An 18,897-nucleotide genomic window follows, 5' to 3' on the forward strand; every position below is an offset into this window, starting at 1 on the left:
CTCTTTGGAGAGGGTGTAGTAGGTTTGTTCCCCATAAATCCCTAAGAGTTTATTGAGAGCTTCGCGCGCGATTGCACTCTCTCGGTTGAGGCGGATCGATTCAAGCCGTGCATGGGCGTATTCGTCTTGGATTTTCAATACATCACGCTTCGATAAGTTCCCCGCGGTGTATTGACGCGTCGCCAACTGCAACGATACTTCGTGCGATTTGAGGACATCGTCATTCAGCCGAACCGATTCTTCCGCCACCCGTGCATCGATATATCGTTTTTTCGCATCCCGAAGCGTTTGTAACACCGCATCACCGACACTCAGTTTCGTCTCTTCGAGCGCCAATCCTCCGAGTTCCCTGCGTAGCGGTATCCACAGCAGATCTAAAAAAGCGAGCTCCAGAGTCACTCCCGATTGACGGATACCGCCGCCACGCCCGATGGAATAACCGAGCAACGGATTACTCATTAACCCCGCTTGGACGAGATCGCTTTGGGAAATTCCGATTTGCTCATACGTTTGCTGTAAGGCGCGATTGTTGATGAGGGTTATCCGAACGGCATTCTCTTCACTGAGCGGCTCTTTTAACAACCTCTCCACCTCAGAGCGAACCGCTTCTTCCTCTTTTGCGGATTTGATCCACGTCAACTCTCCCGAGCCTTTTGAGGAAGTCAGCTGATTCATCGAATCAAATACGTCGCTTTGAGAAAGGGTCGAACAACCGGAGAAAAGTACCGCTGCTGCGAATGAAAAAACGACAACTTTTCTCATTGTTTTCCCTCCGGACGGGTCGTATTTTGATCACGTTCCTGAACACGGGATTCTTCACGAAGATCAATCGGAGGATTTAGGGGAACATACACGCTCTTCCCTTCTGCACCATCCGCTGAAACTGGCGACTTCGCCCCTTGATCCGCACTGAGAGAAAGCGCTATCGATATGAGGAGAAAAGCCCCGTATTTCATTGTTTTTTCATCCGTACTATGACATTTTTTCCGTCTTTTTGGATAAATTCAAAATCGACTCGATCCCCGACTGACAACGGATGGGTCAACTCATGATCGATAACGTCAAACGCCATCACCATCGATGACCATCGCAGTTCCGGAATGGGATTATGAAAAATACGGACACTTTCGTGGTTCTCAGCAATCGCTTTTACCGTCCCGCTGGCATGGATCGTATTCTCAGATACAGCCGTACTTTTCGGGTGGGAATGATTTTCACCCATATCCATCCCCCAAACTATAGGAGTTACCGTTACTAAGCCAACACATACGGCGTTCAAAATTTTTGATTTCATATAATCTCCTTTATCTCTTATAAGAGCAGTATATCACTGATGAGATACATATCATTTAACCTAATAATAACGGTGTTAACAGCCTCCCACTCACGCATAAGCTATAATTGCACATTTATTTCACAAAGGTTTCTATTGCGTTCGCTCTTATTCCTCCTAATTTCAACCTCTCTGTTTGCTCTCGTCACCATTGCTCCCGTCGATATCGGTTCAAAACCGGGCTTAAGCGGCAATGTTTCGGGATCGCTCAGTTCCAAAAGCGGCAATACCGAAAAAGATGACTATTCTTTGGGATTGCAAGTACAGTACGATCAGGGAATCGACTATGTCACGTGGGGGACATTTACCTACGATTACGCCAAATCAAACGGGACGAAAAATGAAGATAAAATCTATGCCCATTTACGTTATATCCATGCTATAGATGAGGGCAAAGAGTGGATTGGTGAACTCTTCCTCCAAAGCGAGCAGGACAAATTCAAAGATATTAATGAACGCTCGCTCATAGGTGCGGGAGCGCGCTGGCGTTTTCTCAATTCCGATGAGTGGGGAAAAGGGTATGCAGGTGCCGGCGCGATGGCGGAGAAAATCGATTATACTCACCCGCAAATCAATCCGAATGAAAATAATAACCGTCTTAACAGCTACCTTGCATGGACTCAGACATTCACCAACACCACAAAACTTAGCTTTGTAGGGTATTTTCAACCGAAATTCGACGATACCTCGGATTACGTTTCGTTGCAGACACTGGAGCTGATCGTACCGATATACGGTAAATTAAATCTCTCTCTTACGGCAAAATACGGTTATGACAGCGCGCCTCCTGTGGATATCAAGAAATCCGATAGTTCCTACGTCACAAGCTTGCTTTGGACATTTTAACGACGGCGTAGTCTTTTTGCTACAATGTCTCTTATGAACACCAACTGCATCTACTGCCATCACACCCTCTATCATCTGAATGATGGTATGGTCAAATGCTCCGTCTGCAAAAAAAAATACAGCCCTCAACGTATCCATCAGATTAACACATTGATCAAAGCGTTTAGTGACGATGAAAATGCCCTCTCTGCCTCCAAATCACTCAATCTTAGTTATGGTAGTGTGTTGAAGTATTATCAAAAATTTCGCCATCTATGTGCCGAATATTGCGAAGAACAATACCATCTCCACCGTAGCTCCGACTCACAGTACGAAGAATACCTCTACATTGAAAAGTCCAAACGGCACGATAAAACGGCTATTTTTGATTCTCATAATTTTTTAACTTTTAGTTATGGAGAGAGAGTTTATACCCTTCTTATGCCCTCTTTAGGAATGTTCAAACAACAATTCATTGAAGACAATCTCGAAAACGTCTACCATAAAGAGTTTTCCAAATTTATGCGTACCAGTAAAATCATCAAAATTTCCGAACACGACAATGCTATCACGAAATTTTGGCACTATTTTGAACACTCTATTATTGCTTTTAAAGGGGTAAGTGCCGAGCATTTTCCCTACTACCTCAAAGAGGTTGAGTTTAAATTCAACACGCCCTTTGAGGATCGTTCAGCGATTTTAGAACAGCTCTATTTTCACCCTAACGGCTCGGATATTTAAATTTTTCGATAATTTCATGTAAACTTTTTTGAAATTCATTCTGTTTAGAACAGATATTTATAGTTTTTAAGTAGTTAATAACTGTATTTATATAACTAGTAAAGTGTCCGTTCAGTTCATCGCTCAGTCCCATATGAAACGTGATACTTTTGGGGATGATTCCGATAACATTCGATTCGGGGAGCGGGTGTCCCATCAGCTCGATCATATCCAAACATTGCATCACCCCTACCTCATGCGCTCCGCCACTGTTGAGCCCATAGCCGCTTAGCTCATAGGAGGGGATATTGTAGATACTCCCTGCCTCATCGTCAAGATTGATCGTATCGAGGATAACAATACGGTCATTCTCCATAAAGAGGTTGAGCAAATTGATCCCCTCGACTCCACCGTTGATAATCTCTATGTCAGGGGTGAAGGTATAGTTAGCGTTTAGATAAGCACACGCGTAAATACCGATCCCGTCATCCTCTTCCAAAACGTTCCCGACCCCCAATACCACCGTGCGCATCAGAACCCTTTGGAGTGTTCGATGCTAGGGTTAGAAAACTGCTCGATGATCTCATCCAAGCTCATAACGTCACTTTTTGGGGTAGCACTTATACCACATTTGGCGAGTTCCACTACGATCATCTCGATATAGTTCTCCCAATGTGCACGTAATGCTGGAGTCACATCGACACAGACACTAATGATGTCTTCAGGGACGATACTCACCATAGTCGTTGACGCACAATGATTTGCCATTGAACAGATTTGGAGCATTTCGGTAATCTCTACTTCATTTGCCGTTTTTTTGATCCCTTGATGTTCTATAAGTTCATCACCGCTCATCACCACTATTGTCCCCACTGCTTGTGCATCATCAGAGCTGGTGTTGACGATCAGTACATGCTCATATTCTTGGAGTAATGGCATGAGACGAAATCCGAGTGTTCCCCCATCTACAATGTCTAATGCAGGCTCATATGTAAAATTCTCTTTGAAGTACTTACCGGCGTATAAACCGATCCCCTCATCCATAAAAAATGCGTTCCCCGAACCGATTAGGGCTACTTTAGCGTCCATTTGTTTCCTTTGTGTTATATCTACTTTTGATTAAATACATCTCGTTAGCTTTTATACCCCATTACACACTTATCGATCCCATGTTTTTCTGCTAACGTCTCAACATCTGCCAACAAGCTACTTTTCGGATCGATTTTCTTTACAATATAGTCACATATCACAATCGTGTTATAGAGTGATCCCAACTGATTTTTATTGCACTGATCCTCTAAAATTTTTGGTATTCCAAACGTAATTTCGGATGTCTGATTATAGAGCCTGCTATGATGTGCTATGTGATTTCTGATTGTTGAGAGATGATACAGTACCGATTCGAAAATCCTCATATCCAAATCATAACACCGTGCAATAGCTCTTTTGACCTTTATATTTTTGATATTTTTCGTCAACTGCGAGAGCAATCCAAATGTCATCACTTCGACACACACCCACAACGGAGGAAGCTCCTCAGCATATTTTTCCCGATAATGTTTGATAAAGTTTCGCTCTTTTTGCCGTTCTATCTCAGATTGTAGTTTTGCATACGATTGGGCGAAATGATACTCATTGGTGAAATTTTCCGTTTTGAGCGGGTGTGACCCATGCACTTGGGAGAGATAATAAGCAAACTTCGTTTTCGCCGATATTTCTATCATTTCCAATGCCTGATACAACAGCGCTTTTAAACCGCTGTCAAACATATAGATATTGATAATGTCCTCGAAATAGAGATTTGGATTAAAAGAATCATCGGGTTGTTTAAAAGGGAGCCAATATCCGCTCAGTCGGTAATAGTTGAGATTGAGCAGATGATGTTTTGCCTGACTTTCATCACGGAACAACATACCGCGAGATTTTAGCAGTTCGATTTGTTCATCTATGGTTTTAAAGGATTTGTTATAAGATTGGGGAAATTGAGAAGTCATTTATAGTCCTCCCCCTGTGAGCATTGTAAAGAGGCTTGGGAGGCTCTATCAATGTAATGATAGTCTCTATAAACTAAATGTATACTAAATTTTATTGTTTTGTTTGTATAACTGCTACTCACACTATCCCCTCATTGGTATTCAAAGTCTTCCTTTTTCCATATTATGCACCGCATAATACAGCTGTCCCAATGCAATCGATCCATCATTAATCGGCGTTTGCTGTTGGACATAAAATCGCCCCTCACCGAAGCGGCGATAGAGCCGTGCCATCAAAGCGCGGTTTTGAAATACCCCTCCTCCGACAACTATCGGCAATGCAGGATATTGATCGGCATAATAGCTCATGATCGCTTCTACCGTAGAAATAAAACGGCTGGCAATCTGTGTTTTATCCCCCTCTAGAGAGATAATTTCTCGAACCATTGGGGAGAGGTCTATCATCCCATCATTTACCTCAAAAGCAAACGGTTCTATGATGGAATCGTCCACAAACGATTCCATCATCATCCCCCCCTGCCCCTCGTAATCGAGACTTTGGACAAATCCCCCTAGAGACGCTACCGCATCAAAAAGTCTTCCCATCGATGAACTGCGGGGAGCGTTGATATTTTTGAGCCACATGTGGTGCAGAGTTCGGATCTCATGGGGTAAAAAGGCTTCCACCGTCGGTGATTTTAAGCTCATCACCTCATCGAGAGTGTAATTCTCAAACAACAGCGATAATGCAATCCGTCGTGGTTCTTTAATCGCTTTGTCTCCACCCAAAAGGGCAAATGGTTTTAAAAAACCAATTCGCTCATAACCGTGGGTATCGGCGATCATCACCTCTCCCCCCCACAGACTCCCATCCGCTCCGTATCCTGTACCATCATACGCAAAACCGAGCACCCTTTCACACAATCCATACTCCGCCATGCAGGCGAGAATATGGGCATAGTGGTGCTGGATGCCGTAATGCTCTTTTTTTTGCGACACAGCAAATACACTCGAAGCGTATTGCGGATGGAGATCGTGTACAAGCACTGAGGGTTCAACGTCATAAAATCGTTTGAACGTCTGCACCGTCCGCTCAAAATACCCATCGGCTTCCACACTTCCCAGATCACCGATATGGGGACTGAGGATCATGTTCTCTTTGACTCCCAGTGCAATCGCACTTTTTTGATGGGCACCGAGAGCTAAAATATCGTTTTGTAGTGGGCTGGCTAAGGCAAAGGTATGCGGTGCAAATCCCCGCCCCATCCGTAGCATTACAAGGCGACCTTCAGCAATTTGGACGACTGCATCATCGAGGGCATTAATAATAACTCGATCATGATCGAGGATACCGTCAACGACATGGCTCAAGCGATTGATTACTTCACTACTGCGAATCATAATCGGCTCATCGCTGATGTTGGCACTTGTCGCGACGAGGGGAAAATCGATATGCTCAAATAACAATCGATGAAGCGGGGTATAGGGGAGAAATACCCCTAACCTGTCAATATAGGGGGCAATCTGAGGGGATAGATTTGTCCCTTTCAGCGCATCGACAATCACGATAGGCTTGATCGCTCCCGTAATATGGCTTTTTTCTACTTCATTGATCGATACATATGTTTCAAGTTGCTCTATAGAGCCAAACATCACCGCCAGCGGTTTAGCTTTGCGGTGTTTGCGCAGTCGTAGTTCCGCCACGGCACTATCTGAAATGGCATTGCACATCAGATGAAATCCCCCCAGCCCTTTGAGGGCGATGATTTTTCCCGATTTGAGCATATCCACGGCAAGCACAATCGGATCACCGACTATCTCATCTCCGCAAATATCCAAAAAAGTGAGTTTCGGACCGCACTCTTTACAGCTGATCGGTTCAGCATGATAACGTCGAGAGGAGGGATCGGTGTACTCGGCGGCACACTCAGAGCACATCGTAAAATGTTTCATCGAGGTGCGGACACGATCATAGGGAGGGGTTTGAATAATCGTATAACGGGGACCACAATCAGTGCAGTTTATAAACGGATAGCGGAAACGACGATTGTTCGGATCATCCATCTCGGCTTGACACGCCGAGCATAACGCGGTATCGAGAGGGATAGCGACACCCCCATCCCCCAAAATACTCTCACGAATCTGAAAATCACTGAACTGCGTAAAGGAGGAAGGTTCACACTCCATCGAATCGATACGGGCACGCTCAGGGAGGTTGTGTTGAAGAGCATTGATAAAAGCGTCGCACTCTTTCCCCTGCGCTTCGATTATAACTCCATCAGGAGTATTGCAGACGAATCCACAGATACCATGACGAATCGCTTCTCGATAGACAAACGGGCGAAATCCGACCCCCTGAACTATCCCTTTGATGGTGATTTTATAAAAAGACTCCACCGACAACGCAATTTTCCTTCCCGATCGGATAACTCGTATTCATCAAAACCGGAGTTGCTTTCAAATTTCTCTGTAGACGGCTAAAAAGCGATTGTCCCGCGAAATACGACCCGCACAACACGATATCGGTTGCTTTCGTTTTCCCTTTTATCTCAGTGAGCAGTTCACTAAAATAGTCTCCGAAAGATTCGAAGATAGAATAGCTTAAATAAACTGAACCGACACCCGCGAGGCGGTAACTAATGATACTCGCCAAAAATGCGACATGGTTGAAACGGTTATCCTCCACCTTGGTATCGATCTGGAGTCCCCCTTTACCGATGAACTTCAGCGCCTCTTTTACAACCCCCTCGAAGCTCTCCTCTTCGAGCCCCAAAATCATCGCTGTCGCTTCAAAAAGATTCACATTGCTATTTTCGATTCTCACCAAAATTTCATGCAACTGCGGATGGTTTTTTTCGACACTCTCGATAAGCCGATCCGACCCTTCGCGTAATCCTCGCATCGCTTCGATGATACCGCTCCCGCTGAAGTGTTTCGGCGGGACCACCCGAATCACTTTTTTACCGTCATAATAGAGAAACGACGGTTCCCCCTCGAAATAAGCACCCACGACTTTGGTTCCGAATTTGTTATGCTCGGCGATCACCGACATAAACGAGGCTTCATCGGAACTTATAGGATGAAAATTAGCTGACTCTACTGCGGCTGTTTCGGAATCCAATTGATTGACTTTCAGCGTTGATGCACCCTCAAAGCGACCCATTTGATCGAACATTACTCCACGATTATCTTTGATCCCCACCAGTCCATTCGCAATGCTTAGGGTATCAGTACCGTAGGGAAGACGTGAAGGAAAGGAAACCCTCTCACCTGATGCGATAAATTTAATGTCCTTGTTAATAAACAGACGCATATCGCTCTGAGTGTTGATTTCCAGATCAAAGTCCATCACAAAATCAGCTTGACACGGATGTTCCAGCGCTTCATACACAATATAATCCAATCCCAAAAGGGTTAGCTCTTTGGCAAGAAGGATCGAAAACCCCTCATCGGGATATTTGACATCAACCGATGTTCCGAAAGTTTCACGCAGAGCTTCATCTTTGAGCGCTACGTGCAATATCGGACGTTCGATACTAAGCAATGCGTTAAATTCATCATTGATGAGAGAGCAATAGTCGGTGATTTTCATCGCATTTGCCAACATCAGCACCGATTTTGGTTTCAACTTTTCGGCACGATAAAAGTATCGATACCCCATCGTCGTTTTCATGAGCAATGTCTTGCCATCGCGCAACGCTTTTCCGGCAACTTCAAACAATGTTCTGAAACTCCCTGCATCGTTGGCGTAGCGCTCTTTATCTTTGTGAATCAATTTCACGGGGATGCCGCACTCATGACAAGAATTCAAAACCTGTTTCTCGCGACGCCCGAGAGTTTTAGCTTCCTCATCACACTTAGGACATGGTTTTAGGTATTTTAATGCGGTATTTTCACGCACATAGGGATAGTGTTCGAAAAATGCATATTGCCCACCGCAATGGGTACACTGGGTAAAAGGGTAATAATAACGTTTGGATGATGGGTCAAACATCTCTTTTTGACACGAGGGGCATAATCCGAGTGATGCAGGATATTCCACCTCGAAATCAGGGAGTGATTCGGGTTCCCCCTCTAACTCATAGTGCTGTGAACTGCTCATAAAACACGAAGCGGGAAGCGTAGAAGCGATCATCTCCAAACACGATTGGAGTTTTTCATCACTGCTATCAAACGCACAAATAATTTTGTTTTTTTGCTGATGAACAACCGCTTTAATACCGAAACTTCGGATGATTGAAATAAGATAATTTTTGATAGTGGGTTGGGAGAACGGAGTTATCAACTCCAATGCGAATGCCATGATGAACCTTTGATAAAAGTATAGTACTTTGATCACATTCATATTTGAAAGTGATAAAAAGACTATTTTCTCTCGTCACACCCCATCTACGTGGGAATGACGAGAGATAGTTAGTTATCTAAATTATTCTTTGACGAATTTCGTTCCACTAATAACGATTGAGATATCGCCCTCTTTCCAGAAAATAGTTCTCCAGATTTGGTAATAGATATGAAACACTACCCAACATACGATCAGCCACATTGTGATATGGTGTGCGATGCGGACATCCATCAAAGTTCCACCCGTAACCGGAATTGTCCAGTCGGTAACCAGATGAAGCATCCAAGGCCACCACGCTCCGATAGAGCTGATTCCTGACCCCAATCCATGTACATACATCTGAAGTCCCGTGAGAAGCATCCAAATGAGCAGTATATGAAAAATCGTAAAATAGACAGTATTGAAACTGTCTGCATGAGATGAATCAAACTCTTTTTTACGGTTAAGGGTCAATAAATTAATTAATACTGCTTTAAATTCACTAATATTTTGAGCGTTTGGAATTAATTTTTTGTACGGTTTTTCAAAACGGCTGAAAAAGTACAAATAGGCGATGATGACTGACGTAACATCAAAAATAATCGCAATAATAAAGTGCCCGTAACGGTTCCATGCCATAACATATTTATCAACGGCACCATCGGCAATTAATGTCTGATAATACGGATGACCGATGTAAAGTCCTGTTGCAATAGCACCGATCATACAAATCGCATTCACCCAATGGATGATGCGCATTGCCGGTGTCATGCGTTTGACTTGTTTATAAGAGCGTTCCATGATTATCTCCTTAGATACTGCAAGAGGTATCTACTTTGTAAACAGCAAGCTCTTTACCTTTGGTATCGACAACGTGTACGGCACAAGCGATACAAGGGTCAAAACTATGAATCGTACGGATAATCTCTAACGGTTGTTCAGGATTAGCTACTTTTGTCCCGATCAAACTCGCTTCGTACGCTCCCATACGATTCTTATGATCACGAGGAGCCGCATTCCATGTTGATGGAACGATTGCTTGGTAATTTGCTACCTTTCCATTCTCAATACGTACCCAATGACCGAGTGCTCCACGAGGAGCTTCCGCCATACCGCGACCTTTTGCACTGACACTTACCTCATCGAAATCAAACTCAGTCCATGTGCTTTTATCCCCGGAGAGGACATTTTTAGTAAGCTCATCGATCCACTCAACCATGACATCTGCCATCAATTCAGTTTCGACAGCACGAGCTGCAGTACGTCCAACAGTACTAAAGAGGACTGTAACCGGAAGATTACCCCGTTTGAGGAAGTTGGTCACGTATTTGGTAATACGTTCATCTTTTGCCGCCACACCAATAACCATACGTGCCAACGGTCCTACTTCGACGCGAGCATCGTTATAAATCGGTGATTTGATCCAACTGTATTTCTCTTTTGTCTTGAGATAAGCATCTCCATTTTCACGACGATCAAGTCCGGTATATTCAGGGATTGTTTCTCCATCATACGGATGGAGAGGCTTGTCCCCTTTGTACCATGAGTGAGTCACGTCTTCCATGATTTTTGCTTCATCCAACGGAAGGACTTTGGAGATATCTCCACCCATCACAACCCCTTTAGGGAAGAGAAGTGCTGATTTATAAAAACCCGTATCATCAAGACGGAAATCACCGTAACTCATAAAATTAAGCAATCCGCCGCCGGTTCCGCCGACTCCTTTTCCTCCGACAAGCTCACTGAATGTCGCTTTAGAATCGGTTGCTTCGCCAGCATACATGGTTCCCGCCATGTAAACATCTGGTAAATACGCTTCTTTGATAAATTTAGTCCCTTGGAGAAGGAGTGATTTGAACAGAGCCAAGCGGGCAGGATTTTGAATATCTTGTACACATGTTACACCACCGACAACAATTGATTGTGGATGCGGATTTTTACCACCGAAAATCGCCTGCATTTTTGCCATATCACGCTGAACATCAAGTGCTTGCAAATAGTGAGCAACACCGATAAGGTTTTGCTCAGGGGTAAGTTTATAGTGAGGATTGCCCCAGTAGCCGTTTCCGAAAATCCCCAAACGCCCTTGTTTAACAAATTTTGCCACACGCTCTTGGATCGCTTTAAACTCACTCTCACCATCGATATACGGAGTTGTACCTGCTACGCTTGCCCATTTACGAGCTTCTGCAGCTGTTTTAACCGGATCAGCCGATAATGCTGAAACAACATCAACGAAATCGAGTGCATGAAGATGATAAAAGTGAACGACGTGGTCATGCAGATACAACGCACCTTGGATAAGGTTACGAACGATACGGGCATTTTTAGGGATCGTAATAGAAAATGCATCTTCGACCGCTTCGATGGAGCGTTGATAGTGAGTACCGGTACAAACACCGCAAATACGCATCGCCAAAAGCCCACAGTCACGTGGATCACGCCCTTGCAAAATTGTTTCAATACCACGAAACATCGTCGAAGCACTGTAAGCATCTACGATCGTGTTGTTATCGTCGATAACCGCTTCTATCCGTAAATGCCCCTCAATACGGGTAATCGGGTCTACTACAATATGTTTACTCATGGCTCTCTCCTGAATTTTCTCGTTTACCTGCTACGGCACTCGCTGCGGCGTGAATCGCAATACCGATACCGGCTGCGGTCAACATGCCCAAACCAAATTCGTCAACGGTTTTTTCAACGCCGCCTGTCGGTGCTTTGATTTTCGCATCCGCCATTGGACGCTCATACGCGTATTTATCCCAGAAATCCGGTTCCGAACAACCGATACATCCACGTCCTACTCCGATTGGCCAGTTGACCGCTTCGTTGTAGCGGACGATGGAACAGTTGTTAAACGTCATCGGACCTTTACATCCCATTTTGTAGAGACAGAAGTTGTTTTGAGCCCCTGTATCGCCCCATTCTTCAACATACTCACCTGCATCGAAGTGTGCACGGCGTTCACAGTTATCATGAATACGGTAACCAAATGCGAATTTAGGACGAAGTAGTGAATCGAGTTCAGGTACTTGTCCAGTTAATACGTAATGCAAGATGACACCGACCATATTGGCAGGGTTTGCCGGACACGCCGGAATATTAATAAGGGGTTTGTTTTTGATAACATCCATAACTCCAACTGCACCGGTAGGGTTTGGAGCAGCAGCTGGAATCCCTCCGAATGTTGCACAGCTTCCGACCGCAATAACCGCTGCGGCATTTTCGGCACAGCGAACAAGGTGATCATGGAATGTTTCACCCTTGATCCCGATCGTTCCGTATTGACCGTCCATACCCATTGGGATAGCACCCTCTACAAACAGCAAGTATTTACCTTTGAAATGCTCCATCGCTTCTTCGAGCTGTTTCTCAGCCTGATGCCCTGAAGCGGCTTGAAGCGTTTCATGGAATTCGAGGGAAATGATGTCAAGGACAATCTCATCGATTTTTGGTCCATCCGCACGTAAAAGAGCTTCAGAATTACCCGCACAATCTTGCAGTTCCAACCAAATAACAGGAGCGCGATTCATCATCACCGCAGCGTCCGCAACTAACGGTGTAAACATCGGAGGAAGCATCAACATCGCTGTCGTTGCACTCGCCCATTTCATAAACTCACGTCGATCAATTCCGTTCTCTTCTAAAAGATCGGTAAAATCGAGTTTGTTCGCAGGTGTTTGAGCACGCATCTCATTCAAACGTGCCTCACATTTTTCGAACAGGTCTTGATAATATGTATCACCTTTGTTCGTTTCAACGCGCGAACTTTTCGAAGTGAACAGCTTTTTAACCGCTTCTACTCTATCGGACATAATCCCCTCCTCAAATATTTAATGAACAATCATTCAGTATTGTACGTCTGGATAACTTAAACGAATATTTAAAAAGTAAAATTTAATTTAAAAAGATAGTTTGTTATATATTTTTAGGACTAACGATAGGAAATAATAAAGAGAAAAAATATTTAATCTACTAATATTATTCCCATCGATTCGAGCAGAAACAGTGCCTCATAGCGGTTGAAAACCGCCCCCTTCAGATGGTTGGAGCGTACATCGATAGAGGTGTTGGAGGAGTCGGTGAAATTTGCCCCTTCGAGGTGGGTATTACCGAACAGTGCCCCTTTGAAATCGCTCAAACTAAAGTCCGCTTTTTGAAACGTTCCGTTGCGAAAATCAACCTCTTTAGCTCGACACTCCCGCATCACTAACCCTTCCAAGTTTAGACCGAAAAAATTGCTGTCATTGAGAATACACTCCCGGAAATGGAGTGGATCGGCATTGAGCAAACTCTTCCAATCCGCCATCGTCCAATCGATCCCGATCATCTTGCACGAGACAAACTCGACATCGCTCATTTTGCTACTGGTGAGTTTCATCAGGCTCAGATTGCAGTTTTCGAAACGGCATTCGGTAAATTTGCAGGAGGAGAAAAAGGTCTCGCTGAAATCGCAGGAGACGAACGTGCAGTCATCAAATTCCGCTTTGGTGATCTTTTTGCCGTGGACATCAACGTTGTCGAATTTTTCGGCGAATACGTCCATATTGTTGGTGATCATCTTAGTGCCTTTTATAATCCGCTCATGATCGCTTCTTTAATAATTGGGGCAACGGTTTCAGGACTGATACAGCGTTCTTTACAGTAAGGTGTTTGTAACCAAACAGAGAGTTGTTTTTGCCCTTTACTAGCATTACATCCGCAACAGCATAAAGCAATATTTTCTCTCGTAATGATTTTAGCATCATTAATAATGTGTTCCCAGCTTGCGGCTGTTTTTTTTGAAATTTTGGCAGGTGTAAATTCCGCACCGCAATAAACACACCTTTTATCACGTTCACTTACCTCTTTTTCGAGCCATACAGGAATATTCCAATTGTTTGCCACTTTATATCCTTGTTCATAGTTTCTCTTTTCTCGATCCTACTCTCCTGAGTTGGATCGTTTTGTTTTACACTTGTATGCGTTCCCACTCATGATAGTGGGCAAGAGGAAGAAATCTACTCCGCTTTTATCTCATCAATAGAAATATCCAACAATCCGCAAACTCTCTCGAAAAGAGTATTCGTAAAATCCAAAACCTCTTTGATCTCTTCGCGTGGAGGTAGACTGTAATAGGGGTTTGGGTAGCGGTCTTCTTTGAAATACTCGGTAGCACGTTCCAAATAGGCGAGTTCATCTGAGTGAAGGTTAAAAGTATCTTTCAATGATCCGTAGATTTCCAACAGATCATGCGACTTTTTAATCGGCGCACTATGATAGGCACTAATCGATTTCAAAATCTTTTCGATAGATTGCTGTAGATCATTTCCTATGCTGTCGGTAAAGTGTTCGGCACGATATAAAATCGTAGCGGAGAGGAGATCATGATACGCGATTCTTAGCCATTCGAGCGCACTCGTTTTATTTGGCATAGAGTATTTTTCCGTTTTGTAGAATATCTACTCGGTAAAAATGATCCTCACGGCTATGGAGGAAATTGTTGCTAGCCGCCAAAACGTCAAATCCGATCTCATGTTTGAAAATCAAATCACGTAACTGCTTTCGTGCAGCCAACCGATACTCACGGGCATGAGAGGGATCGATGTCTTTGACCAAAAAGAGGTCAATATCACTCTCTTCATCGGGGGTTCCATAGGCATACGAGCCGAAGAGAATAATCTTATCGGGATCGAGAGGTTTTAGACGTTCGATGATTTCATCTTTTAATGTGTCCATGTTGAGTATCATTAACCCCTCCTCTCGTAAATTGTTAAATTATACTGCAAAATCAATAAATATTTTTGCATCCTAAATATTCTTTTAATGCGTCGTACACACCGAGCAAACATCAAAGGTGCGAAAGATCAGTGACGCTTTCGTAATTGATTCCGCTCCGATCATCGCCCTTTGTGCCACGCCGAGATTCGAAGCTGTGCCGTTGCCGAGATTCCACTGTGTCGGGGTGATGATCGAATACTCTACTATTTTCCCCCGCTCAATTCGGGCACGATGGATCAGCGATCCGCGTGGTGCTTCGACGATCCCTACCCCAGAGCCGCTGATACTCTCGATGTGAGAGGGAGGGATAAATGAGGGTTGCGAGAGGTCAAGAGATGTGAGCAATAAGCGAACATGAGCTATCAAAGTTACCATCTCATCGATACGGGCACTCAAACGTGTCTGTGCACAATCCCCATAGCGCTGATAGAGCGATGCGATACCCTGACGCTCAGTGATGAGGGCGCGAGCGAGCGGCCCTGTCTCATAAAATGCTCCGTTGTAGAGGGCATTTTTGGCGTGCGTTTTACCGCCGTGTGTAAAGGTGTGAGAACTGTCCTCGCTCACCAGCGCAACATCGGCGCCGCTTCGCTCACTATGATCGAGTGAGCCTGCATTCTCTCCTAAAACCAAAAATCGTCCGTGGCTTTTTCCTGAGTTTAGCAGATTTAACCGCTCAAACCGGTGCAAAAGTTTTGAAAAATCCCCCTCCAACGCACGGTGCGAATCGTTTTTTAGATGAAGCTCGAACTTCTCTAACGGACATCCCAAAACCTCTTTGCCAACAAACTGCTCAACCTCACTGAGAATTTTCAACGCCTGCATTACCTCGATATGAGTCGGATCGCATGTCACCCCGCCGGGGATGGCATAGGAGCTGTGTGGCCATTGTCCACTGAAAAGAGCACTGAGCTGGTTGATCTGAGAGGTAACATAAAGAGCTTTGAGTGAAACATTTACCTCTTCTCCCAAGAGTTTACCGCTCTCGTGGAGCATCACGAGATAAAGCCATTTGATATGGTTTTGGATCAATTCGCACTTGAGGGTGATTTCACGAATCGAATGGGCTTTTGGAGTGATCGTGAGAGAGAATCCCGCATCAATATAAGCGCTCTCGATCATCCGCACCGCCGCGATGAGATGAGAGTGTCCGCAGATGCCGCAGACACGTGGAGCAATCACGAGGGCATCGAGAGCATTGCGCCCCTCCAAAATAGCCTCCATCCCCCGAAAATGAACAAATCGAATATCAGCTTCTTCGACGATTCCGCTTTTGTCGGTTTTAAAATCGAGTATTGCTTCCCCCTCGATCCGCTCGATCAGTTCATGAGTTATCATCGATCAATTTCCCTTCAAGCCGTTTGATATGAAACGATTTTGCCGCCCCTGCTAACGCGAGATAGCTCCGTTTTGGTACCCCTAACGGCATCTCTGCGGGTATCGACATGTATGTTTTGGTCGTGAAAAGTTCCGTTCTGGGAAAAGAAGGCTCAGTACATCCGACGCACGGTGTTCCGGAGCGAGTTTTGGAGCTCACGCCGTTCCAAAGTATCTTGTTACAGCTGCCGTGGGTAAAGGGACCTTGGCACCCTTGGGCATAATACAAACACCCTTCTTTCGTTCCGAAATGATCGCTGTCCACTTTCCACTCGAAATACTCGTTACGCAAACAACCGTTATGAACGAGATAGCCGTACAGTTCTTTGGGACGGCGGTACTCATCGAGACTGATTTTTTTTCCCTGAACGATCATATCGATAACGAAACTAATCCATTTAGGATGGATGGGACATCCGCTGAGGGTTATCACTTTTTTGCGCAGTGAATGCAAGGGACCGCTCTCACTCTCTTTATCAAAGAGTATCCCACTGATATGTTCGGAGGCAGACTCTTTGAAAATCCCTCCAAAACTCGCACAGCTACCCAGGGAAATGATATGTTTCGTTCTCAGAGCGAGGCTCATCAAAAGGCTCTCCATCCTTATCTCAGCACGCTCAAAATCAGCTCGGTACGCCCCCTCGAAAATCAAAATATCCGATTTTGGAAGCTTTTTCACGACCTCTTTGAGTGTTTTGGAGCATGGCAGAAGCGGATGATGGATGAATTCAATGCATTCCAATAGACTCCCTAGCGAGGGATCATTTAAAAATGAGTGCGTATTACCGTTACAGGTAATTCCTTGTAACCAAATGACGCGGAGTTTAACGGGTTTTGAGGGCATAGTAGATATTTTCGGCGATGGTGTGTTCATACTCTTCTAACGGTTTTGAGAGAATATTTTCACCATTGATAAACACCATCCCACCAAGATATCCCATAAAAAGACCGAATGCACTAAAAAAATCTTGGTCTCTCAACTCACCACACCGAACGCCCTCTTCGAAGAAGATCATCATTTCCGTCACAAAAGCAGATACACAAATCATTCCACTACAGCAGTTTTGAAATACTTCGCGATTAGAGAGATAAACCCGTAAAAAGTACTCGATGGTCTCAGGTCGATCTTTTGCGATCTTAAAATACATGTGAACAATCGCTTCGATTTTCTCTTGGGTCGTACGATCACTTTCGTTAATAGCACGAATATGTTCCCCTAGAATATTGGCGATGTAGAGGATGAGATCTTTGGCTAGCATCTCTTTGGAGGTGAAATAGTTATAAAGATTGCCCACACTCATCCCGATTTTTTCGGCGATGGAGGGCATGGTCGTTTGGTAAAATCCCTCTTTGGAGAAGAGTTCCAGTGCCTTGGTCATGATCGAGATTTTACGTTCTTCTTTTGTAGGACGTGCCAATATTGTTACCTGCTATACATTCGTTTTCATAATTATAGCAAATACACCTAATTAAAGTTCACTCTTTCATAAACTATTCTGAATGATAATTCACAAATCAAATCACAATATTTGTTTAATACTATTCTATTACAATGTATTTTATTATAAATTGCAGATAAGGCTGACTGGTGACTAAACTAATTCTCATTGTCGATGATGAACAAATTAATCGAGAAATGATTGGGAGTGTACTCGAAAATGCCGGTTACAATGTATTTAAAACAGGTGATGCAAGAACAGCGATTTCTACGGCGATGGTATACAAAGAAAAAATTTGTGTCATTCTCATGGATCTTGTTATGCCCGATAATGACGGGTTTTTAGCGATAACAACCATCAAATCACACCGCCTAACCAAACTTATCCCCATAATGGCGCTCACAGGATCAAACGATAAAAAGTCCGTCATAAAAGCGATGAATGCAGGTGCGGATGACTATCTAACCAAACCGTTTGATCCCGATGAGCTAATCAGTAGAGTCCATGTCCTTTGTAAAATTTCAGATTTTGTCAAACGATGGGATGTTATTGCCAAATAAATTTAAGACTAGGAAAACAGGATGAATAATGCACTTCAAATAGAGGGAATCGATATTAAAAGTGCCATGGGTAGAGTTGCAGGAAACGAAAAATTACTCCGCAAACTTTTGGGGAAATTCGTCGAAACACAATCCGATGCGGCAATTCGTATCAAAACGGCAATCGACAAAAATGATTTAGAGAGTGCAACGAGAGAAGCCCACACGATCAAAGGATTGGCAGGTAATCTCGGTGCCGATCTACTTTTTAACTATGCACAAAATCTGGAAACCCTGTTAAAAAAAGGGAGACCTGATCATCTTGATACGACGTTGGAGACATTCGCCTCCGAATTATCAAGCCTCATGAAAAGAGTTTCGCTCGTACTCGAACAACCAAAAAACAGCACATCTACTTAAAGTGAACACTCCGGCAAAATTTTATACTGCCCCAATTCCCGCCCTGTTGCATCGATAACATGCACGGCGCACGCGAGACACGGATCGAATGAGTGAACCGCACGCAATACTTCCAACGGCGCAGAAGGATCGGCAAGTTTAATCCCGATCAACGACTCCTCATACGCTCCGCGTCCCTCTTTGG

The 18,897-nt window shown here is 44.1% G+C and carries 23 protein-coding genes; 4 read left to right on the plus strand and 19 right to left on the minus strand.

The annotated features are described in order from the left end of the window. The 3 genes from JZU62_RS07665 to JZU62_RS07675 all read right to left on the minus strand — a co-directional run. Positions 1–762, minus strand: a 762-nt coding sequence (locus JZU62_RS07665) for a TolC family protein (RefSeq protein ID WP_295013492.1), incomplete at its 3' end; no start/stop codon positions are given. Continuing rightward, positions 759–956, minus strand: a complete 198-nt coding sequence (locus JZU62_RS07670; RefSeq protein ID WP_295013494.1) for a hypothetical protein — start codon at positions 954–956, stop codon at positions 759–761. The genes JZU62_RS07670 and JZU62_RS07665, both read right to left, overlap by 4 nt. After that, a complete protein-coding gene (locus tag JZU62_RS07675) occupies positions 953–1,294 on the minus strand; it encodes a copper-binding protein (RefSeq protein ID WP_295013496.1) in 342 nt (113 codons plus the stop codon). The genes JZU62_RS07670 and JZU62_RS07675 overlap by 4 nt, the downstream gene beginning before the upstream one ends. Positions 1,295–1,429: 135 nt before the next feature. Here JZU62_RS07675 and JZU62_RS07680 point away from each other — a divergent pair, with 135 nt between their 5' ends. Beyond that, entirely contained in the window at positions 1,430–2,179 is a 750-nt protein-coding gene (locus tag JZU62_RS07680) for a DUF481 domain-containing protein (protein WP_295013498.1), read from the plus strand. A gap of 33 nt (positions 2,180–2,212) precedes the next feature. After that, on the plus strand, positions 2,213–2,899 hold the full coding sequence (locus JZU62_RS07685; protein WP_295013500.1) for a transposase: 687 nt from the start codon (positions 2,213–2,215) through the stop codon (positions 2,897–2,899). On the opposite strand, the gene JZU62_RS07690 is transcribed toward JZU62_RS07685, so the two are convergent. The 15 genes from JZU62_RS07690 to JZU62_RS07760 all read right to left on the minus strand — a co-directional run bounded on the left by JZU62_RS07690 (position 2,880) and on the right by JZU62_RS07760 (position 17,733). Continuing rightward, positions 2,880–3,410, minus strand: coding sequence for a HyaD/HybD family hydrogenase maturation endopeptidase (locus JZU62_RS07690; protein WP_295013502.1), 531 nt, complete (start codon positions 3,408–3,410; stop codon positions 2,880–2,882). The genes JZU62_RS07685 and JZU62_RS07690 overlap by 20 nt on opposite strands. After that, on the minus strand, positions 3,410–3,967 hold the full coding sequence (locus JZU62_RS07695) for a hydrogenase maturation protease (RefSeq protein ID WP_295013504.1): 558 nt from the start codon (positions 3,965–3,967) through the stop codon (positions 3,410–3,412). The genes JZU62_RS07690 and JZU62_RS07695 overlap by 1 nt, the downstream gene beginning before the upstream one ends. Positions 3,968–4,011: 44 nt before the next feature. After that, positions 4,012–4,872 carry an Abi family protein gene (locus JZU62_RS07700; RefSeq protein WP_295013506.1) on the minus strand — a complete coding sequence of 287 codons (861 nt, stop codon included), beginning with the start codon at positions 4,870–4,872 and terminating at the stop codon, positions 4,012–4,014. A 141-nt stretch (positions 4,873–5,013) separates the two neighbouring features. Continuing rightward, positions 5,014–7,248: a carbamoyltransferase HypF gene (hypF, locus tag JZU62_RS07705; RefSeq protein ID WP_295013508.1), complete on the minus strand. Its 2,235-nt coding sequence runs from the start codon at positions 7,246–7,248 to the stop codon at positions 5,014–5,016. After that, positions 7,232–9,154: a hypothetical protein gene (locus JZU62_RS07710; protein WP_295013510.1), complete on the minus strand. Its 1,923-nt coding sequence runs from the start codon at positions 9,152–9,154 to the stop codon at positions 7,232–7,234. The genes hypF and JZU62_RS07710 overlap by 17 nt, the downstream gene beginning before the upstream one ends. Before the next feature lie 123 nt (positions 9,155–9,277). Beyond that, positions 9,278–9,976 carry a cytochrome b/b6 domain-containing protein gene (locus tag JZU62_RS07715; protein ID WP_295013512.1) on the minus strand — a complete coding sequence of 233 codons (699 nt, stop codon included), beginning with the start codon at positions 9,974–9,976 and terminating at the stop codon, positions 9,278–9,280. A 10-nt stretch (positions 9,977–9,986) separates the two neighbouring features. Then, a complete protein-coding gene (locus tag JZU62_RS07720; protein ID WP_295013515.1) occupies positions 9,987–11,762 on the minus strand; it encodes a nickel-dependent hydrogenase large subunit in 1,776 nt (591 codons plus the stop codon). Next, a complete protein-coding gene (locus tag JZU62_RS07725) occupies positions 11,755–12,993 on the minus strand; it encodes a hydrogenase small subunit (protein WP_295013517.1) in 1,239 nt (412 codons plus the stop codon). Before JZU62_RS07725 ends, JZU62_RS07720 begins: the two co-directional genes overlap by 8 nt. Before the next feature lie 152 nt (positions 12,994–13,145). Then, entirely contained in the window at positions 13,146–13,739 is a 594-nt protein-coding gene (locus tag JZU62_RS07730; protein ID WP_295013519.1) for a pentapeptide repeat-containing protein, read from the minus strand. Positions 13,740–13,750: 11 nt separating this feature from the next. Beyond that, positions 13,751–14,065 (minus strand): HNH endonuclease, encoded by a 315-nt coding sequence (locus JZU62_RS07735; RefSeq protein ID WP_295013520.1) that lies wholly within the window; start codon positions 14,063–14,065, stop codon positions 13,751–13,753. A gap of 113 nt (positions 14,066–14,178) precedes the next feature. Next, positions 14,179–14,592 carry a HEPN domain-containing protein gene (locus JZU62_RS07740; RefSeq protein WP_295013522.1) on the minus strand — a complete coding sequence of 138 codons (414 nt, stop codon included), beginning with the start codon at positions 14,590–14,592 and terminating at the stop codon, positions 14,179–14,181. Then, complete coding sequence (locus tag JZU62_RS07745) at positions 14,582–14,908, minus strand: nucleotidyltransferase domain-containing protein (RefSeq protein WP_295013524.1); 327 nt, start codon at positions 14,906–14,908, stop codon at positions 14,582–14,584. Before JZU62_RS07745 ends, JZU62_RS07740 begins: the two co-directional genes overlap by 11 nt. 72 nt (positions 14,909–14,980) lie before the next feature. Next, positions 14,981–16,276: a nickel-dependent hydrogenase large subunit gene (locus JZU62_RS07750; RefSeq protein WP_295013526.1), complete on the minus strand. Its 1,296-nt coding sequence runs from the start codon at positions 16,274–16,276 to the stop codon at positions 14,981–14,983. Continuing rightward, entirely contained in the window at positions 16,263–17,189 is a 927-nt protein-coding gene (locus JZU62_RS07755; RefSeq protein WP_365956609.1) for a hydrogenase, read from the minus strand. Before JZU62_RS07755 ends, JZU62_RS07750 begins: the two co-directional genes overlap by 14 nt. Beyond that, the gene (locus JZU62_RS07760; protein WP_295013530.1) at positions 17,140–17,733 is read right to left on the minus strand and encodes a TetR/AcrR family transcriptional regulator; all 594 of its coding nucleotides are present in this window, start codon (positions 17,731–17,733) and stop codon (positions 17,140–17,142) included. The genes JZU62_RS07755 and JZU62_RS07760 overlap by 50 nt, the downstream gene beginning before the upstream one ends. Before the next feature lie 170 nt (positions 17,734–17,903). Here JZU62_RS07760 and JZU62_RS07765 point away from each other — a divergent pair, with 170 nt between their 5' ends. Both JZU62_RS07765 and JZU62_RS07770 read left to right on the plus strand, forming a co-directional pair. Beyond that, the gene (locus tag JZU62_RS07765; RefSeq protein ID WP_295013532.1) at positions 17,904–18,314 is read left to right on the plus strand and encodes a response regulator; all 411 of its coding nucleotides are present in this window, start codon (positions 17,904–17,906) and stop codon (positions 18,312–18,314) included. Positions 18,315–18,335: 21 nt separating this feature from the next. Next, positions 18,336–18,713: an Hpt domain-containing protein gene (locus tag JZU62_RS07770; RefSeq protein ID WP_295013534.1), complete on the plus strand. Its 378-nt coding sequence runs from the start codon at positions 18,336–18,338 to the stop codon at positions 18,711–18,713. Here JZU62_RS07770 and JZU62_RS07775 read toward each other — a convergent pair. Continuing rightward, on the minus strand, positions 18,710–18,897 hold a 188-nt coding region (locus JZU62_RS07775; RefSeq protein ID WP_295013536.1), incomplete at its 5' end, for a nickel-dependent hydrogenase large subunit. The genes JZU62_RS07770 and JZU62_RS07775 overlap by 4 nt on opposite strands.

This window comes from Sulfuricurvum sp. (assembly GCF_019163035.1).
Taxonomy (GTDB): Bacteria; Campylobacterota; Campylobacteria; order Campylobacterales; family Sulfurimonadaceae; genus Sulfuricurvum.